The sequence below is a fragment of the Pseudomonas sp. 01L34 genome (assembly GCF_056400265.1).
Genome location: NZ_JBFTSX010000006.1, coordinates 545,476 through 562,472 on the forward strand (window position 1 = coordinate 545,476; position 16,997 = coordinate 562,472).

General features: G+C 61.0%; 15 protein-coding genes. 10 read left to right on the forward strand and 5 right to left on the reverse strand.

The window, feature by feature from the left end; all coding sequences use genetic code 11:
- Positions 1-105: 105 nt before the first annotated feature.
- From AC1DQM_RS21400 to gcbA, 3 genes are all read right to left on the reverse strand, one after another.
- Positions 106-1,848, reverse strand: coding sequence for a protein-disulfide reductase DsbD (locus AC1DQM_RS21400; RefSeq protein ID WP_028940126.1), 1,743 nt, complete (start codon positions 1,846-1,848; stop codon positions 106-108).
- 98 nt (positions 1,849-1,946) lie between these two features.
- Complete coding sequence (locus AC1DQM_RS21405) at positions 1,947-3,893, reverse strand: methyl-accepting chemotaxis protein (protein ID WP_477746812.1); 1,947 nt, start codon at positions 3,891-3,893, stop codon at positions 1,947-1,949.
- Positions 3,894-3,944: 51 nt separating this feature from the next.
- A complete protein-coding gene (gene gcbA / locus AC1DQM_RS21410) occupies positions 3,945-5,615 on the reverse strand; it encodes a diguanylate cyclase GcbA (protein WP_018928418.1) in 1,671 nt (556 codons plus the stop codon).
- A gap of 290 nt (positions 5,616-5,905) precedes the next feature.
- On the opposite strand from gcbA, the gene AC1DQM_RS21415 reads away from it, so the two are divergent.
- The 6 genes from AC1DQM_RS21415 (at position 5,906) to AC1DQM_RS21440 (ending at position 12,565) form a co-directional block, all read left to right on the forward strand.
- On the forward strand, positions 5,906-6,973 hold the full coding sequence (locus tag AC1DQM_RS21415) for a DUF2333 family protein (RefSeq protein ID WP_018928417.1): 1,068 nt from the start codon (positions 5,906-5,908) through the stop codon (positions 6,971-6,973).
- 3 nt (positions 6,974-6,976) lie between these two features.
- Positions 6,977-7,534 (forward strand): NUDIX hydrolase, encoded by a 558-nt coding sequence (locus AC1DQM_RS21420; RefSeq protein ID WP_019582277.1) that lies wholly within the window; start codon positions 6,977-6,979, stop codon positions 7,532-7,534.
- 175 nt (positions 7,535-7,709) lie between these two features.
- Complete coding sequence (locus AC1DQM_RS21425) at positions 7,710-8,081, forward strand: translation initiation factor Sui1 (protein WP_007914613.1); 372 nt, start codon at positions 7,710-7,712, stop codon at positions 8,079-8,081.
- A gap of 220 nt (positions 8,082-8,301) precedes the next feature.
- Positions 8,302-10,215, forward strand: coding sequence for an arginine decarboxylase (gene speA / locus AC1DQM_RS21430; RefSeq protein WP_018928415.1), 1,914 nt, complete (start codon positions 8,302-8,304; stop codon positions 10,213-10,215).
- A gap of 233 nt (positions 10,216-10,448) precedes the next feature.
- A complete protein-coding gene (locus AC1DQM_RS21435; RefSeq protein WP_477746813.1) occupies positions 10,449-11,771 on the forward strand; it encodes a contractile injection system protein, VgrG/Pvc8 family in 1,323 nt (440 codons plus the stop codon).
- On the forward strand, positions 11,768-12,565 hold the full coding sequence (locus tag AC1DQM_RS21440) for a DUF4123 domain-containing protein (RefSeq protein ID WP_477746814.1): 798 nt from the start codon (positions 11,768-11,770) through the stop codon (positions 12,563-12,565). The genes AC1DQM_RS21435 and AC1DQM_RS21440 overlap by 4 nt, the downstream gene beginning before the upstream one ends.
- 23 nt (positions 12,566-12,588) lie before the next feature.
- Here the strand turns inward: AC1DQM_RS21440 and AC1DQM_RS21445 are convergent, their stop codons facing one another.
- Both AC1DQM_RS21445 and AC1DQM_RS21450 read right to left on the reverse strand, forming a co-directional pair.
- Positions 12,589-13,929 carry an MATE family efflux transporter gene (locus tag AC1DQM_RS21445; protein ID WP_018928412.1) on the reverse strand — a complete coding sequence of 447 codons (1,341 nt, stop codon included), beginning with the start codon at positions 13,927-13,929 and terminating at the stop codon, positions 12,589-12,591.
- Between the two features lie 85 nt (positions 13,930-14,014).
- Complete coding sequence (locus tag AC1DQM_RS21450; RefSeq protein WP_018928411.1) at positions 14,015-14,308, reverse strand: hypothetical protein; 294 nt, start codon at positions 14,306-14,308, stop codon at positions 14,015-14,017.
- A gap of 191 nt (positions 14,309-14,499) precedes the next feature.
- Here AC1DQM_RS21450 and AC1DQM_RS21455 point away from each other — a divergent pair, with 191 nt between their 5' ends.
- Genes AC1DQM_RS21455 through AC1DQM_RS21470 form a run of 4 tightly spaced genes read left to right on the forward strand, consistent with a single transcriptional unit; the run spans position 14,500 to position 16,804 of the window.
- Positions 14,500-14,802: a MazG-like family protein gene (locus tag AC1DQM_RS21455; RefSeq protein WP_007937232.1), complete on the forward strand. Its 303-nt coding sequence runs from the start codon at positions 14,500-14,502 to the stop codon at positions 14,800-14,802.
- A complete protein-coding gene (locus tag AC1DQM_RS21460) occupies positions 14,802-15,551 on the forward strand; it encodes a methyltransferase domain-containing protein (RefSeq protein ID WP_019582282.1) in 750 nt (249 codons plus the stop codon). The genes AC1DQM_RS21455 and AC1DQM_RS21460 overlap by 1 nt, the downstream gene beginning before the upstream one ends.
- A gap of 12 nt (positions 15,552-15,563) precedes the next feature.
- Positions 15,564-16,193: a DUF4136 domain-containing protein gene (locus AC1DQM_RS21465; protein ID WP_086944037.1), complete on the forward strand. Its 630-nt coding sequence runs from the start codon at positions 15,564-15,566 to the stop codon at positions 16,191-16,193.
- A 53-nt stretch (positions 16,194-16,246) separates the two neighbouring features.
- Positions 16,247-16,804 carry a DUF4136 domain-containing protein gene (locus AC1DQM_RS21470; RefSeq protein ID WP_018928408.1) on the forward strand — a complete coding sequence of 186 codons (558 nt, stop codon included), beginning with the start codon at positions 16,247-16,249 and terminating at the stop codon, positions 16,802-16,804.
- Positions 16,805-16,997 lie beyond the last annotated feature (193 nt).

The following is a 16,997-nucleotide window of genomic DNA, read 5'->3' on the forward strand; positions in this document are numbered from 1 at the left end:
ATTGTCAGAACCAGGCGACTATGCCGCAAAGACTTTGTGACTGTCCAGTTCTATGCAATAGGCAGCACGATGGCCGATGTTTGCGCGAAATATGTGACCGGGTGATTAAATCCGGTCATTTGCTTTCGCAACACGTTCGGCGAAGTCCGTGGCGTTTATCTCGCCGATCACTCGCACATCGGTGCGTTCGACGCCGTCCCTGCCGAAAAACATCAGCGCTGGAGGGCCGAACAGCTTGTAGCGGTCGAGCAGGGCGCGCTGTTCGGTGTTGCTGGCGGTGATGTCGAAACGGATCAGTCGATAGCCTTTAAGACGTTCGACGACGTTGGCATCGTTGAGCACTTCGTGTTCGATGACTTTGCAACTGATGCACCAGTCGGCGTACCAGTCGAGCAGCAGCGGCGTGCCGGAGGATTTGGCTTCGGCGAGGACACGATCCAGTTCTGCTGGAGAGGTTATGGTTTGCCAGGTGCTGGCGATTGGCGCTTGCTGCTCGTTGCTGGCGACGAGGCGCGTCTGGCCAATGGGGTTGAATGGATCGGACTGACCGCTGAACGCACCGTACCAACAGGCCAGTGCATAAAACAGCAGAAACATCCCCAGCAATTGCCCCAGGCGTTTTCTCGGCGGCTTATAGACAAACTCCAGCGCGCCCATGAACAAACCGACGCCACCGGCGAGCAAGCCGATCAACAGTAAAGTGATCTGGCCTGGCAATACTCGGCTGAGCAAACCGATCGCCAGCCCCAGCAGGAGCACACCAATCGCGTTTTTCACGTAGATCAGCCACGGCCCGCTTTTCGGCAACCAGGCCGCGCCGCCAGTCGCCACTAGCAACAGCGGTGCGCCCATGCCCAGGCCAAGCATGAACAGTTTCAATCCGCCGCCCAAGGCATCGCCGCTGGCGCTGATGTACAGCAGCGCACCGGCCAGGGGAGCCGAGACGCAGGGCGAAACCAGCAGGCTCGACACCACGCCCAGCACCGCCGCGCCCCACAGTGAGCCACCTTCGGTGCGCCCGGCGATCCGGTCCAGACGGCTGCTGATGGCGTAGGGAAGTTTCAGTTCGAACACCCCGAACATCGCCAAGGCAAACACTGCGAAAAACATCGCGAACGGCACCAGCACCCAGGCCGATTGCAAGCGCGCCTGAAGATTAAGCTGTGCGCCGAACATGCCCATCAAGGCACCCAACAGGGCGAAGCAGATGGCCATCGGCAGCACATAAGCCAGCGACAGGTTGAAGCCACGTAAACCGCCGATCTGCCCGCGCAGGACTACCCCGGAGAGGATCGGCAGCATCGGCAGCACACAGGGGGTGAAGGTCAGGCCGAGGCCTGCGAGGAAGAACAGCGCCAGTTCGCGCCAGCCCCAGGCTGTGGTCGTGGCACCGCTGCCATCAATACTCAGGCGCTCGGTCTCGGGCGGGTAGCACAGGCCTTTGTCGGCGCAGCCTTGATAGGTCACGGCCAGCGTAAAGGCGCGGGAATCGGTGCGTGGCAGTTCTACATCGAGAATGCCGTGGTAAACCTCGACATCGCCGAAGTATTCATCGTGCTTTTGTTCGCCCTTGGGCAGTTGAGCCGCACCGAGGCCAACGTCGGCCGGATCTGCGCGAAACTGGAAGCGATGGCGGTAGAGGTAGTAACCCTCAGTGGCGACGAAACGCAGCTTGATCGATTGCGGCGTACTTTCTACCAGGCTCAACTGAAAGGCTTCGCGCACCGGCAGGAAGTCGGCGCTGTTGTTGATCGAACCCAGGGTGGAACTGGGGCGACTGTCCAGCAACCCGGCGGCGGAGGCCGGGAGGGCGAGCACTAAAAACAGCAGGCAGAGCAAACGGCGCATGACAATCTCGCGTATTGGAGGTGCGGGCATGATAGCGGACGATGGGCTGGTGTGCAGAATGGGGAATGGGTGGTGAACATGCCCGCGATGGCGATTTATCAGACGCGGAAGGCTTGAACGGCGGTATGCAACCGTCCGCCCAGCACCAGCAAATTCTCTCCTTGCTCCCGCCCCTCGCCGATGCGCAGCAAGTTATCCCCACCCAATTGATGAATCCGCTCACTGTGATCGCGGATTTCGCTGACAGCGCCGCTCTGCTGGGCAGTGACATCGGCGATGCGCACGGCGGTGTCGGAAATGGTCTGGATCGCTCCGACGATTTTATCCAGCGCACCGTCGGCGGCCTGGGCCTGGTTGGCCGTGGCTTCGGCGTGTTCGACCTGGGCGCGCATGCCTTCGACCGATTGTCGCGCGGCGGTTTGCAGGCCGGCGATCAGTGTCTGAATCTCGGCGGTGGCACCGGCGGTGCGCTGCGCCAGTGAACGAACCTCTTCGGCCACCACCGCAAATCCCCGGCCCATCTCCCCGGCGCGGGCCGCCTCGATGGCGGCATTCAGCGCCAGCAGGTTGGTCTGGTCGGCAATCGAGCGAATCACCGTCAGCACGCCGCCGATAGTCGCCGACTCTTCGGCCAGATGTTCGATCATCTGCGCGTTGCCTTGCACTTCACCCACCAGCGCATGCAGCCCGGTGAGGCTCAGGCCGATGACCTTCTGACCATGCTCCACCGCCAGCCCTGCATGACGACTGGCGTCCGCGGCCTGGCTGGCATCACCAGCGACTTGTTGAATCGTCGCCTCGAGTTCACCGAGGGAGTCGCGGATCAGCGCGGTGTCGCCGGCCTGATGCTCGGCGCCGCTGTGCAGGTCATTGCTCAATTCGGCCAGCGTCCGGCTGCTGCCGGCGACTTGCTCGGCATTGAGGCGAATGGTCCCCACCAGGTCGACCAGATAGGCACGCAAGCGATTGAGCGAAGCTTGAATGTCATGCAGTTCGCGGTTGGTCGCACCCAGTTGAATGTCGCGACTGAAGTCGCCCTCGGCCCAGATCGAAAGGGCTGGCGCCAAATTGGTCAGGGTTCGGGCCAGGCGTCGCTGCAAGGTATCGATGAGCAAGGCGATCAGCAGAATCAGCCCGATCATCACGCCCTGCATCAGCCGCACTTCGCCCTGGATTTGCCCGTGCTGGGCGCGCACTACCGGTTCCAGCCCGGCGATGGCCTGCTGCACGGCGGTGATTTTCAAGTGAGTCGCGGCGCCGAGGTCGGCGCGTTTCTGGATCTGTCCGCGGGTGCGTGCCAGTTCAGTCGGGTAGCGGGTGAGCAGGCTGTTGAGTTCACGCTTGAGGCTGACGCCGGCGTCTTCGGCGACGGCTTTCTCGGTGTTCTCCAGGCCCATCATGGCGGAGAAGTCATCGGTGTTCGATTCACTGCTGGCAGTCACCCCCAGCAGCGGCAAGCTGTTCAATTGTTCAGACTGAACGCGGATGCTGGCGACTTCGCGCTCGACATCGGCGGCCAGTTCACTGCGCCCGCTGCTGACCAGTTTGTCCCGGGCCAAAGACAACTTGCCCAGATGCTGGGAAGCTGCGAGCAAAGGCGTCAGGTACGCCGCGTTGCCGTTGGCGTATTGGCTGAGCTGATCGAGGCTGGCACCGAGCTCGCGCTCGGCTTGCAGCAGCAGGGCTTGTGGATCGCCGGCGAGTTTGCCGGCGGCCAGCAGGTCCGTCTTGCTGAACTCCTCCAGATTCGACAGGCTGGGGTGCAAGGTATCGGCCAGGGGCGGAGGTAATTCGCCGAGCTCCTTTTGCAGGTTGTCGATGGCCTGGCTGGCGCTGCTCAGACGCAGGGCATCGCCGCTGGCCAGGTAATCCTCGACGTTGCGCGCCACTTCATTTTGAAACTGCTGGGACAGGCCCAGGTAACGCTCCATCAACAGATAGGGGCGTTCCAGGGCTTTTTGCGACCACCAGAGGGTCGCGCCGAGGGCCACGCACACGGCGACCAGAAGGAGGGTATTGAGATTGGTCAACAGCTTCAGGCGCATTGCGGACTACCAATGGCAGAATGGTAAGTGCCTGAAGTTATTGCGTTTCTGTTACAGCGTTATGACCGAATCGGTCGATTCCGATGAAAAAGTGGCACTTTGCTTTGACTCCCGCGCGGCTTGCACGCGGTTGCGTCCGGCGTCCTTGGCGCGGTACAGCGCCTCGTCTGCCTGTGTGGCCATCATCAGGCTGTCGGAGCCTTCGTGCAGTTCGACGACGCCGGCACTGAAGGTGCACCAGAGGTCCTGGGGCTGCGCGGGGTAGTGAATTTCGGCAAAGCGCTGACGGATTTCATCGAGCACCTTGTAGGCCGATTCAATATCGGTGTCCGGCATGACGATGGCGAACTCTTCACCGCCGTAACGGCCGATGAAGTCGCTCTTGCGCAACCGTTGCTTGAGGAACAGCGCCAGGCTCTTGATCACCCGGTCGCCCATGGGATGGCCGTGGCTGTCGTTGACCCGTTTGAAGTGGTCGATGTCGAGCATCGCAAAGCTCAGCGGCTTGTTTTCGCGACGGGCGCGGAATGAACAGTCTTCGAGCAATTGCAGGATATGGGTGTGGTTGTACAAGCCAGTCAGGCTGTCGCGCACCATCCGCGCTTTCAGATTGCGCGCCCGCGCCGCGCGGTTGCGCACGGTGGTGATCAGGTGGCGCGGCTTGATCGGTTTGGTCAGGAAGTCGTCGCCGCCCTCACTCATGGCGTCGAGCTGCTTGTCCAGATCGTCTTCGGCCGACAAATAAATGATCGGCACGCTGACATAGCGGTCGTTATGGCGGATCACCTTGGCCAGTTCCGTACCGGTGCAGGCCGGCATGTACATGTCGAGGATGATCAGGTCCGGCTGGAAATCCGCCAGCTCGGCCATGGCCTGGATCGGTTCGATCAAGGTCCGCGTGACGATCCCGGCGCTGTTGAGCAGGCGTTCGGTGTGCAAGGCCTGTGCGCGGGAGTCGTCGATGATCAGCACTTTATAAGGTTCGTACTGGGCGACGCAGGTCAGCACTTCGATCTTTTCCAGCAGGCTCGAGGCTTCGAGGGTGCCGGTGAGAAACTCCTGGCCGCCGGCGCGCACGGCAGCGAGGCGAGTCGGGGTGTCGGTTTCGTGCAAGCTGAAAAACAGCAACGGCAAGGGCTGCTCCAGGCCTTGCTGGGCTTCGGCCGCCAGTTTCAGGCCGATGCCGGCGCCGCTGAAGTCGACATCCATCACGATCGCCGCCGGCAAACGCTCGACCATCGAGGCGCGGAACGCGGCGACGCTGTCGAGGGCTTGGGCGCTGAGCCCGAAGAATTCAAGTTGCTTGGCCAGCCGTTCGGCCCGGTCGTGATCTTGCAGCATCACGTAGATCGGTTTGCGCAGCGGTGGCAGAAAGGTGTGTTCGAGCTGATCGCCATGGCGCAGGCCGGTGCGGGACAAGCGCTGCATCAGGCGGTTGAGGTCAGTGATCAATCCGCTGCTCAGGCGTCCGCGATTGGCGTCGACGGCCTCCAGCGACTGGCCGATATGACGGGCCAGCAGGGTGTGTTCCGGTTGTTCGAAACGTTCGGCAAAGCGCAGCAGGCGCAGATTGGCCTCGCTCAGCTCCGACAGGTCGGTGATGGACCATTCATTGCGTTGCAGACGTTGCCATATCTCAAGAATCTGACGTGCCTGATGAATTACCCGCTGGGCAAAGTGGTGCTTGAGGCGCTCACGGCTGGGGTCTTCTGGCTCGGTCATATCCTGACTACTAGTTAGGGTGCATGCTGAGATCGACTGGTGGCTCTATGCTAGCATCTCTTTTCAATTGCATGAGTGTCCTGCGTCAATAATCTGTAAAGCGACATCATTCAGTTCCCGACCGACTGGTCGCATAGGCTCAACGCTGTGCTTCATTTATAGTGATGGCTTCGATTGCAGTCATTGTATGGCTCGCTGTGTCCCGCAGGATTTAATGCGCGGCAAATAAGGCACGATGGCGTAGGGTTGTAGTCGAACCGATGAACTCAAGTGATTGAAAGGATATCGCCATGCTGGACTGGAAGAACCGCACGGGCAGCGCGCCTGAGCGTGCCGCTGAACCGAAATCGGCCACCCGCAGTTATTTTGGTGGCCTGTTGTTCAGCCGGGCGCTGGCCACTCTGATTTGCCTTTACTTGTTGGTGGCTATCGCGCTGGGCTGGTACTGGAGCCAGGAGCCCGCGCTGTTCCCGGTTCAGCAGAATGCCCAGATGGCAGCTGAGAAAGAAGGTAAGCAGATGGTGGTCGGGTACACCACGGTGGAAACCCTCAAGACCGTCGCTGGTACCTTGCTGACCAAACCGGGTGGCTATATTTCCAACGACCGTTTCCCGCCGGGCCTGTGGATGGACAATATGCCGAGCTGGGAATATGGCGTGCTGGTCCAGGTCCGCGACCTGAGCCGTGCGCTGCGTAAAGACTTCGCCCGTTCCCAGTCGCAGTCCGCCGAAGACGCCGACCTGGCCAAGGCCGAGCCGCGCTTCAACTTCGACAACAAGAGCTGGGTGCTGCCATCCAGTGAGTCCGAGTATCAGGAAGGCATCAACTCCCTGAGCCGCTATCAGGCACGCCTGTCGGGTCCTGACCAGAAGAGCGCGCTGTTCTACGCCCGCGCCGACAACCTGAACAACTGGCTGGGTGATGTAGGGACCCGTCTGGGCTCGCTGTCGCAACGGCTGTCGGCCAGCGTTGGCCGGGTCAAGCTCAACACTGCGCTGAAAACCGAAGTCCCGGCGCTCGGCCAGGTGCCGCAGGTTGACGAAGAAGTCGTTGAAACCCCGTGGATGCAAATCGATAACGTGTTCTACGAAGCCCGTGGTCAGGCCTGGGCATTGTCCCATCTGCTGCGCGCCATCGAAGTCGACTTCGCCGATGTGCTGGCGAAGAAGAACGCTACGGTCAGCGTGCGCCAGATCATCCGTGAGCTGGAGGCTTCGCAAGAGCCGGTCTGGAGCCCGATGATCCTCAACGGCAGCGGTTTCGGTGTGCTGGCCAACCACTCGCTGGTCATGGCCAATTACATCTCCCGGGCCAACGCCGCGGTGATCGACTTGCGTCAACTGCTCAATCAGGGCTGAGTCATGGTAGATAGCGCTAAAGAGGCCGCCCACCGCGCGGCCTCCGATGCCGAACAGATCGCCTGGGTCGACGAGCAGGACAACCTGCTCGGCGCCCTGGTGCGCTCCGACCTGCGTGAGCGTGGGCTGATCGGGCGCGGCACCTACATCATGCTGTTCAATTCTGCCGGTGAGCTGTGCGTTCACCGGCGCACCCTGAGCAAGGCGATTTATCCCGGTTATTGGGACGTGGCGGCCGGCGGCATGGTGCTGGCCACCGAGACCTACGCCGAATCGGCGGCCCGTGAGCTGGAAGAAGAGCTGGGGGTGAGCGGTGTGGAACTGACCGCCCACGATCACTTTTTCTTCGAGGACACCGGCAACCGGCTCTGGTGTTCGGCGTTTTCGGCGGTGTGGGACGGCCCATTGATCCTGCAGCCGGAAGAGGTGCTGGAAGCGCGCTTTATCCCGATCGATCAGGTCCTGCTGGAAATCCAGCAAAAGCCGTACTGCCCGGACTCTTTGGCAGCCCTGAAGCGCTATCTTCGCGCCCAAGGGGATGACGTCGCAAAAGAGCTGTAAATTGGCGCCGATTGGCTCTTAGCAAGTCGGCTTTTTGCCGTTACACTGCGCGACCTTTTCAAGCTGAACCGGCAGTGCCCGGCTCAGTAGCGCTGCCCCTGCCTGAGTGGGGCTTCGCGGTCGATAACCTTGCCCAAGGTTGCGATCAGTCTTTGTCCTCCCAAGAGGATTGCCGGTGGCCAAAAAAGCCGCATCCTTCGCCGCCCTTGGTGGCCTGGTATTTTCCACCGACGCAGGTCGTCATTGCCCGGAATGCAGTAAACCGGTGGATGCCTGCATCTGCAAACAAACCGTTATCCCGGCCGGCGACGGCATCGCTCGCGTGCGTCGTGAAAGCAAGGGCCGTGGCGGCAAGACGGTGACGACCATCACCGGCGTGCCGCTGGCCGAAGACGCGCTCAAGGAACTGGCCACCACGTTGAAGAAACGTTGTGGGACCGGTGGGGCGTTGAAAGACGGGATCATCGAAATCCAGGGCGATCATGTCGAGCTACTCTTGGCTGAGCTGATCAAACACGGTTTCAAAGCGAAGAAGTCCGGCGGCTAGCAGCCTCTGTGAAAACCACCCGCGGCTTGATCCAGTCCTGATTTCATTCTGGTCTGGCGTCGTCTCCATGGTTTTCACAGAGCCTGTTCATGACCGGTTTCTAAACTCACTGCGGTCAGCGAGGTCTACCCCCTCGTTGACGAAACGTCATTTTCATTCTTTAGACTGCGCCGGCCTGAACTCAAGGCGACGCTCTATGACTTCTTTATAGGGGACTTCGATGTCCGTAAGACGCACACGCAAAGACGATGGCAGCCAATGGACAGTTGCGGACAGCCGCAGTGTTTACGGGATTCGCCATTGGGGGGCCGGGTATTTCGCGATCAATGACGCCGGTCGCGTCGAAGTTCGTCCGAACGGCCCGACCAGTTCGCCTATCGACCTGTTCGAGCAAGTCGACCAACTGCGCAAAAGCGGTTTGTCCTTGCCGTTGCTGGTGCGTTTCCCAGACATCCTGCAAGACCGCGTGCGTCAGCTGACCGGTGCGTTCGACGCCAACATCGAGCGCCTGGAATACCAGAGCAAGTACACCGCGCTGTACCCGATCAAGGTCAACCAGCAGGAAGCGGTGATCGAGAACATCATCGCCACCCAGAACGTTTCCATCGGTCTGGAAGCCGGCTCCAAGCCTGAGCTGCTGGCGGTACTGGCGCTGGCGCCGAAGGGTGGCACCATCGTCTGCAACGGTTACAAGGACCGTGAGTTCATCCGTCTGGCGCTGATGGGCCAGAAGCTGGGCCACAACGTGTTCATCGTGATCGAGAAAGAATCCGAAGTCGGTCTGGTGATCGAAGAAGCGGCGTCGCTCAAGGTCAAGCCTCAGGTCGGCCTGCGTGTGCGTCTGTCGTCCCTGGCGTCGAGCAAGTGGGCAGACACCGGTGGCGAAAAATCCAAGTTCGGCCTGTCGGCGGCGCAACTGCTGTCGGTGGTCGAGCGTTTCCGTGCCGCTGGCCTGGACCAGGGCATTCGCCTGCTGCACTTCCACATGGGTTCGCAGATCGCCAACCTGGCGGACTACCAGCACGGCTTCAAGGAAGCGATTCGTTACTACGGCGAACTGCGCAACCTTGGCCTGCCGGTCGATCACATCGACGTCGGCGGCGGTTTGGGCGTGGACTACGACGGTACTCACTCGCGTAACGCCAGTTCGATCAACTACGACATGGACGATTACGCCGGTGTCGTGGTCGGGATGCTTAAGGAATTCTGCGACGCGCAGAGCTTGCCGCACCCGAACATCTTCTCTGAAAGCGGCCGCTCCCTGACCGCCCACCACGCGATGCTGGTGGTGCAGGTGACCGACGTCGAGAAACACAACGACGACGTGCCGAAGATCGACAACAAGGAAGAACTGCCGGAAACCGTGCAGTGGCTGGTTGACCTGCTCGGCCCGACCGACATCGAAATGGTCACCGAGACCTACTGGCGCGCCACGCACTACATGAGTGACGTGGCCACCCAATACGCCGATGGCAAGCTGACCCTGGCGCAAAAAGCCCTGGCCGAGCAATGCTACTTCGCCGTTTGCCGCCGCCTGCACAACTCGTTGAAGGCCCGTCAGCGTTCCCACCGTCAGGTGCTCGACGAACTCAACGACAAGCTGGCCGACAAGTACATCTGCAACTTCTCGGTATTCCAGAGCCTGCCGGACACCTGGGCCATCGGCCAGGTCCTGCCGATCCTGCCGCTGCACCGCCTCGACGAAGAGCCACTGCGCCGTGCCGTGCTGCAAGACCTGACCTGCGACTCCGACGGCAAGATCAAGCAGTACGTCGACGAGCAGAGCATCGAGACCAGCCTGCCGGTGCACGGTCTGAACGAGGGTGAAGACTACCTGCTGGGGATCTTCCTGGTCGGTGCCTACCAGGAAATTCTTGGCGACATGCACAACCTGTTCGGTGACACCGACTCGGTGAACATCTATCAGAATGCTGACGGCAGCGTGTACCACGCTGGTATCGAAACCCACGACACCATCGAAGACATGCTGCGTTACGTGCACTTGTCGCCGGAAGAGCTGATGACTCACTACCGCGACAAGTGCGCCAGTGCCCGCATCAGCGCCAGCGAGCGCACCCAGTTCCTTGATGCCTTGCGTCTGGGCCTGACCCGTTCGTCTTACCTGTCTTCTTGAGGTAGGGCACCGCGCCCATCAGGTTGTCTGAAATTTCTCCGTAGGTTGCGGAAATTTCAGATGACCTGGTGCGGGGCTTCTCTTTTGTCCCGCGAAATAGCCCACATGCCGAGCAATCCAAGTGATGTGGTCTTCTTTTCACGTAGGTCATTTCCTAAGTTGTACTTCGGCACTCTACTCGGCCATGTCTCTCAGCGAGAATCCCCGGCCGCCCCTCCTGTAGAGAATCGCCGATGTTCGATTCAGTCAACGAGCCGTCATTTCGTCTGGATATAGCGGGTCTTGCCGACCCCTTTGAGGTCTTGGCCTTTACCGGTAGTGAAGCGATCAGCGAGCCTTTTGCGTTCGACGTGGACCTGCTGAACGATGACCCGACACTGGACCTTGCAAGCCTGCTGTACCGCTCGGCCTTTTTGCACTTCGGGCCGCAGGGGGAGGGTATTCACGGACAGTTGCTTGGCCTCGTTCAACCCGGCCATGGCAATGAGCCCAGGCTTTGTCGCGTGCGTCTGGGCCCCAGGCTTGCTTGCCTGGCCCAGCGCTTCAACCAGCGAATTTTCAGCGATCGCTCGGTGCCGGACATTCTCGCCCAGGTTCTCAAGGAGCACGGCATTGCCGGCAAGGATCGTCGTTTCGACCTGAACGGCGATTACCCGTCCCGTGATTTCTGCACGCAGTACCGGGAGTCGGACCTGCAGTTTTTCCAGCGTCTATGCGCCCAGGAGCGGCTTCATTACTACTTCGAGCACCGTACGCGCGGGCATTGTCTGGTCTTGGGCGACGGTCCGGGGCAGTTTCGCCGTGGCGAAGAGAGGGTCTTCGAGGATGTGAGCGAACGACCGGGAGTGCATCAGTTCAAGCTTCATGGCTGCGGGCAGATTGCCGAGGGGCAGACGAACCTGCCAACGCTGCGCAGCGGTCAACTGATGCCGTTGTCCGGTCATCCGTATGCGGACTGGAATCGTCTCTGGCTAGTGACCCATGTCGAGCATCAGGGAGGACAACAGCCAGATTTTTTGTATCGCAACCAGCTGCGCGTCGTTGCGCAGGAGGTGCCTTACATCGCGGCTCATCCCGTTGTGAAACCCAGGATGCACAGCCTGCAAAGGGGATGGGTAGTCGACGTCGGTGAATCTCGCCCCGATCCCGGCAGATCGGTCGCCGTGCAGTTTGACTGGCTATATCAGGGCGAAGGCGCAGCCCCCAGCCACTGTTGGTTGCCGTTGTCTGGCGAGCTGGAAAGCGCGGGTGTCATGCCCTTGAGTGAGGGCACGCAAGTGCTGGTGAGCTTTATCGAAGGTGATCCTGATCAACCGTTGATCAGCGGATTTCTTCCCGGAGCACCGTCCAGCGCAGAGCCGGGCATGGTCGAGCTGCTATCCGCCTCGACCACTGAAGCCAGCCGCGCGGTTGATGGTTTATTGGGCTTGCTGCAATCCAGCGAACCCTTGGTACTCCTGTGTTTGCTGCCAGGTGGGGGCAGTTTCAGTCATTGCGCGCAATCCTTATGCACTTGCCGGGCAGCGACGCAGCTTGGCCAGAGCGGTGCGGCATGATTGCCGTTCAGGCGCCCGACTCGACCCCGCAATGGCTGTTGCTCGATGTGCCGGGCGTGCCTCAGGCCGGTGCGATGTTGCGGCAACAGTTTGCTCATGTCCGATGGTTCTGGCTGTTCGAAGGCAGCGAGTTTCATCCGTTGCGTGAGCACGGGCCAGTGTTGGTCGACCTTCGCGAATGCCCTGCACTCGCCGAGCTGTACTCAAGCGAGCCGCATACATGGGGCGGGTTGCTGCTGGTCAGTGAAGCCTCTTCATCACAACTGCTGGAGCATTTGCGCCGCATGCTCACCGTCTCCTTCAGCCTGCATCACCGGGCCTTGTTGAGTTACTACAACCCTCAAACGGCGAGTTACTTTTTCGATGCCTGCGATGCGCAGGAGCTGAGTCGCTGGCTCGGTCCGATCGATCAGTTACGCTGGTTCGGCGGCACTTGGGCCGATCGGGCCATTGGCTGTCTGGGCTGGCAACAGTTGTTCAATCCACGGCTTGCCGTCAGGCCGCTGGCCATCGAAGAAAACCTCAGCTCGCGTCAGCGAGACAGCTTGCAGACCTGCCTGCTGGAGCAGCATGCCTGGCGCTGGAGCCGATCCACCGGCACCGACTACAACAGCTTGTGGGCTCACCTGCAGGAAGGGCTGGCGCTGGGTTTCAGTGAGCGCTCGGTGCTCGATGGCTGGTTATGGCTGCGCTTGCAGCACCCTGACGCCGTGCCAGGGCAGTCGTTATCGGGAACCACCCAGCAGGAGCGTCTCGATAGCCTGCGCAACCTGTGGCAGAACGATCAACCCTGAACGGGTTGAAGGTATGTCGCTCGTCATCCTTTTAACCAGCCGTCGTTCTTGCGCAAGTACCAGGCGAATGTGCCAAGGGTCAGGCTGCGCAGCACCATGAACAGCAGGAAGGTTATCCACAGTCCATGGTTGCCCAAGCCTTGCAGTATCCAGGCGAAGGGCAGTAGCAGGATCACGGTCAACAGCATGCCGTTGCGCATTTCCCGGGCGCGGGTGGCGCCGATGAACAGGCCGTCGAGCAGGTAACTCCAGACCGCAATCAGCGGCAGCGCGGCGAGGTACGGCAGGTAGATGAAGGCGGTGTCGCGCACGCTCTGGATGTTGGTCTGCATCTGGATGAACAGGTGCCCGGCGTACAGAAACAGCAAGGCGAACCCCAGGCTTGCCAGCAGCGACCAACCGCACGCCACCACCAGTGAGCGGCGCAGGGCATCACGGTCGCGAGCGCCGATGGCGTGTCCGCACAGGGCTTCCACGGCGTGGGCCAGACCGTCCAGCGCATGGGCGGTCAGCAGCAGGCCGTTGAGCAGCAGCGCATTGGCGGCGACCGTGGCATCGCCCAGTCGCGCACCCTGCACGGTGATCAGGAAGAACACCGACTGCAACGCCAGGCTGCGGATGAAAATATCGCGGTTGACCGCCAACAATGGGCGCCAGCTCTGCCACAACGCCAATGCGGCCCAGGCGATATGGCCGGGATAGGCGCGCAGGGCTTTGCGGGTCATGAACAGGCCGATCAATGCGCCGGTCCACTCGGCGATCACCGAGGCCCGTGCCGCGCCGACCACTCCCCACTCCAGGCCAAGCACAAACCACAGGTTGAGTGCGATGTTGACCAGGTTGGTGCTCAGCAGAATCGCCAGCGGAGCCCGGGCATTCTGGGTGCCGAGAAACCAGCCGACCAGCGCATAACTGGCCAGCGCCGCCGGCAGCCCGAACAGCCGTGTGTGGAAAAACTCGCGGGTCAGTTGATCCAGCTCCGCCGACGGTTGCATGAAGTGCAACGCGACCCCGCTCAACGGCACGCCCAACGCTCCCAACAGAATGGCCAGGCCCATGGCCAACAACAGACCTTGCAGCAAAATCTGCCGCAACGCAGCGCCATCCCCACGCCCGGCCGCCTGGGCGGCAAATCCGGTGGAGCCCATGCGCAGAAAGCCCATGGCCCAGGCAAGAAAGGTATACAGACTGGCGCCCACCGCGACGGCGCCGAGCTGATGAGCATAGGGCAGGTGACCGATGACGGTACTGTCGACCAGCGCCACCAGCGGTACGGAAATGTTCGAGAGAATCATCGGGGCGGCGAGCGCCCAGACGCGGCGATGGGTCGGACGGTCGCGCCAGTCGGCAATCAGGTTGGACATGCAGGCTCCTTGGGGGCGCCTGCATTGTAGCGACGAACTCGGAATCCGCATCGATCCATTGTGGAAGCGAGCCTGTGTGGCTGCCTTAGTGAATGATCCAGCTCAGTAACCACAACCCCAGCAGCAACCAGATAATCCCCATGATGATCGACGCGTTCATGAAGGCGCGGATCGCCGACCACAGCAGCATCAGCCCGAGGATCAAGGTGATGATGCTGATGATCGAGGTTTCCATTCCCAATGCCTGGGCCAGCCCTTCGACAAAATTGCTGCCGGCGTTGCTCAACAGGTTGAACAGGCCACTGAGGGTGTCGATGATAAAACGGATGACCGAACCGATTGCCTGGCCGAGCCATTCGAAAAAGCTGTCTACCTGCATGTGTACGTCCTGATGGAGTGGTGGCGTGGTTGCCGGATCCGAGCCTTGGGCTATTGATCGTGCTCCCGGGTTCCCGTGGAAGCTGCCGAAGGCTGCGATTTTTTTGAGTATGGCGCAAGTACGCAGGCACAACGCTGCCACTTGCCTTCACCCGTCATCCCCCTGAAGCTATACGCCTTCAGGAGAGCCCGATGAACCTTGTTGAACTGACCGAACGCCTGCACGCCATTCGTGACCGCAATGACTGGCGGCAATTTCACAGCCCGAAAAACCTGGCCATGGCCGCGAGCGTGGAAATGTCCGAGCTGGTGGAAATCTTCCAGTGGCTGACCGAAGACCAGTCGCGCCAGTTGCCGGCGGACAAACTGGCCCATGCCGGGCAGGAAATCGGCGACATCGTGCTGTATTTACTGCTGCTGTGCAGCGAGTTGGGACTGGACATGAATGAAGTGGTACGTAACAAGCTCGCGGACAGCGAACGGCGGTTCAGCTGATGAGCGACCGTCATTTCGATCAGTTGGCGACCCGCTTCGCTGAAAAAATCTACGGTGGCGCCAAAGGGGCGATCCGCCTCGCGGTGCTGCAGGCCGACCTGGCCGAAACCCTGCCGGACCGCCCGTTGCGCGTACTGGACATCGGTGCCGGCCTGGGCCACATGTCGTTGTGGCTGGCCCAGCGCGGTCACCAGGTGACCCTGGCCGAACCCGCCGAGCCGATGCTTGAAGGCGCTCGCCAGCGTTTTGCCGAAGCCGGGCAGACCGCGACATTCATTCAGGCGCCGTGGCAGGAGTTGCTTGGTCAGCTCACCGAACCCTACGACCTGGTGCTGTGCCACGCCGTGCTGGAATGGCTGGCCGAACCCCATGCGATTTTGCCGGTACTGCATCAATTGACGAAGCCGGACGGCTGGTTGTCCCTGGCGTTCTACAACCGCGATGCGCTGATCTACCGTAACCTGCTCAAGGGCCACTTCCGCAAGATGCGCAAGAACGACATGGCCGGCGAGAAGCAGAGCCTGACGCCGCAACAGCCGCTTGATCCACGGGAGCTGGCAGCGCAACTTGAGGGGCTGTGGCGGGTCGAAACCCAGAGTGGAGTGCGGGTTTTTCATGACTACATGCCGGTGGAATTCCAGGCCCGCGCCGAACTGCTCGACTTGCTGGAAATGGAACTGGCTCACCGCCGTCACCCAAGCTTCGCCGGGCTTGGGCGCTACTTGCACTGGATCTGTCGGCCGATCTGACCGGAGTGCGCAATGAATAGTCGTTCAGGTTTACTGGTGATCTGTCTCGGGTTGGCGGCCTGTCAGGGCAGCAACCCTTACATCGCGACGTCCAATCCCTTGCCACCGGCACCGCCCCAGGCCGCCGGCACTTTCGACCGCAGCGCCTACCCGGCGGCGCCACGGGATTACGGTCGCTACCGCAGCTGGGCCTGGCTCAACGGGCGCCTGCCTGCGGGCACGGCCTGGGCCGATTCGGAGCAGGTGGCCGAAGTCGTCAGCAATGCCCTTGACCAGCGCGGCTTGCGCCCACTGCACGACAACCGCCCGGCGGACCTGTTGGTCAGCGCCGACCTGCATCTGGAAACCCGCTTGCGCCAGGTGCAGGACGGCTCTGGTTACGGTGGCGGCTATGGCGGTGGGTATTACGGCGGTGGTTACAACCGCTACGGCACGGGTTACGGCATGTACAACAGCGTGCCGGTCGTCCGTACTTATCAGGTACAGGTTGTGGTGGTGCGGGTCGATCTGTTCGACGCAAGCACCGGTCAACCGGTGTGGAGTGCCAGTGCCGAAACCAGCAGTCAGGGCAACCAGAGCGAACGTGCCGATGCCCTGCGCGAAGCTGTCGAAAAGGCTATGTCGGCGTATCCTCCTAGTTAGCTTCCTGTTCAGGAAGCCTCCCGCAGGTGCATGTCTTCAATCGGAGAAAAATCATGTTCCGCCGTCTCGTTTTACTGGCCATCGCCGCGCTGCTCACTGCCTGCGCCGCCAACGAGGTCAATCATGACTTCGATGCCAGTCGCGACTTTGCCGCCTATCGCAGTTGGAGCTGGAAAGAGCCCGCCGTGCAATACCGTCCCGACGACCCAAGGATCAAGAGTGACCTGACCGAGCAACGCATCCGCCAGGCCGTTGCCGATCAACTGGATCAGCGTGGCTTGCGTCCGGCCGCCGCCGGCGCCAAGGCAGACCTTAAGGTGCAGACCTACCTGATCGTTGAAGATCGCCAGCAACAAGTGACCACCTCCTATGGTGGCGGTTATGGTGGCCCATGGAACGGTTATTGGGGCGGGCCGATGTACAACGAAACCCGCAACGTCAGCTACAAGGTGGCGACCATCCAGATCGACCTGCTCGATGGCAAGGACGGCAAACTGGTGTGGCGTGGCAGCGACGAGCAAACCCTCAGCCGCACACCCAAGCCAGAGGACCGCAGCAGTACGATACGCCAGACGGTCGGGCGCATATTGGCTAACTATCCACCGCGCTGAACCCTGAACTAACCAACACCACAGCCCCCTGTAGGGCGAGCCTGTGGCGAGGGGGCTTGCCCCCGTTCGGCTGCGAAGCAGTCGTAAAACCAGTCACCACTTTCTAAGTTCAAGATTGTGGTTGCTGGTTTTAGGGGGGGGCTTCGCGCCCCAACGGGGGCAAGCCCCCTCGCCACACACGCCCCACAATAAG

Excerpts from the sequence above, each read along its gene's own strand:
- AC1DQM_RS21440 (WP_477746814.1), top strand. The coding sequence starts at position 11,768 with ATGATTGCCGTTCAGGCGCCCGACTCGACCCCGCAATGGCTGTTGCTC.
- AC1DQM_RS21470 (WP_018928408.1), top strand. The coding sequence starts at position 16,247 with ATGTTCCGCCGTCTCGTTTTACTGGCCATCGCCGCGCTGCTCACTGCC.
- AC1DQM_RS21415 (WP_018928417.1), top strand. The coding sequence starts at position 5,906 with ATGCTGGACTGGAAGAACCGCACGGGCAGCGCGCCTGAGCGTGCCGCT.
- AC1DQM_RS21455 (WP_007937232.1), top strand. The coding sequence starts at position 14,500 with ATGAACCTTGTTGAACTGACCGAACGCCTGCACGCCATTCGTGACCGC.
- AC1DQM_RS21460 (WP_019582282.1), top strand. The coding sequence starts at position 14,802 with ATGAGCGACCGTCATTTCGATCAGTTGGCGACCCGCTTCGCTGAAAAA.
- gcbA (WP_018928418.1), bottom strand. The coding sequence starts at position 5,615 with ATGACCGAGCCAGAAGACCCCAGCCGTGAGCGCCTCAAGCACCACTTT.
- speA (WP_018928415.1), top strand. The coding sequence starts at position 8,302 with ATGTCCGTAAGACGCACACGCAAAGACGATGGCAGCCAATGGACAGTT.
- AC1DQM_RS21450 (WP_018928411.1), bottom strand. The coding sequence starts at position 14,308 with ATGCAGGTAGACAGCTTTTTCGAATGGCTCGGCCAGGCAATCGGTTCG.
- AC1DQM_RS21435 (WP_477746813.1), top strand. The coding sequence starts at position 10,449 with ATGTTCGATTCAGTCAACGAGCCGTCATTTCGTCTGGATATAGCGGGT.
- AC1DQM_RS21420 (WP_019582277.1), top strand. The coding sequence starts at position 6,977 with ATGGTAGATAGCGCTAAAGAGGCCGCCCACCGCGCGGCCTCCGATGCC.
- AC1DQM_RS21465 (WP_086944037.1), top strand. The coding sequence starts at position 15,564 with ATGAATAGTCGTTCAGGTTTACTGGTGATCTGTCTCGGGTTGGCGGCC.
- AC1DQM_RS21445 (WP_018928412.1), bottom strand. The coding sequence starts at position 13,929 with ATGTCCAACCTGATTGCCGACTGGCGCGACCGTCCGACCCATCGCCGC.
- AC1DQM_RS21400 (WP_028940126.1), bottom strand. The coding sequence starts at position 1,848 with ATGCGCCGTTTGCTCTGCCTGCTGTTTTTAGTGCTCGCCCTCCCGGCC.
- AC1DQM_RS21405 (WP_477746812.1), bottom strand. The coding sequence starts at position 3,893 with ATGCGCCTGAAGCTGTTGACCAATCTCAATACCCTCCTTCTGGTCGCC.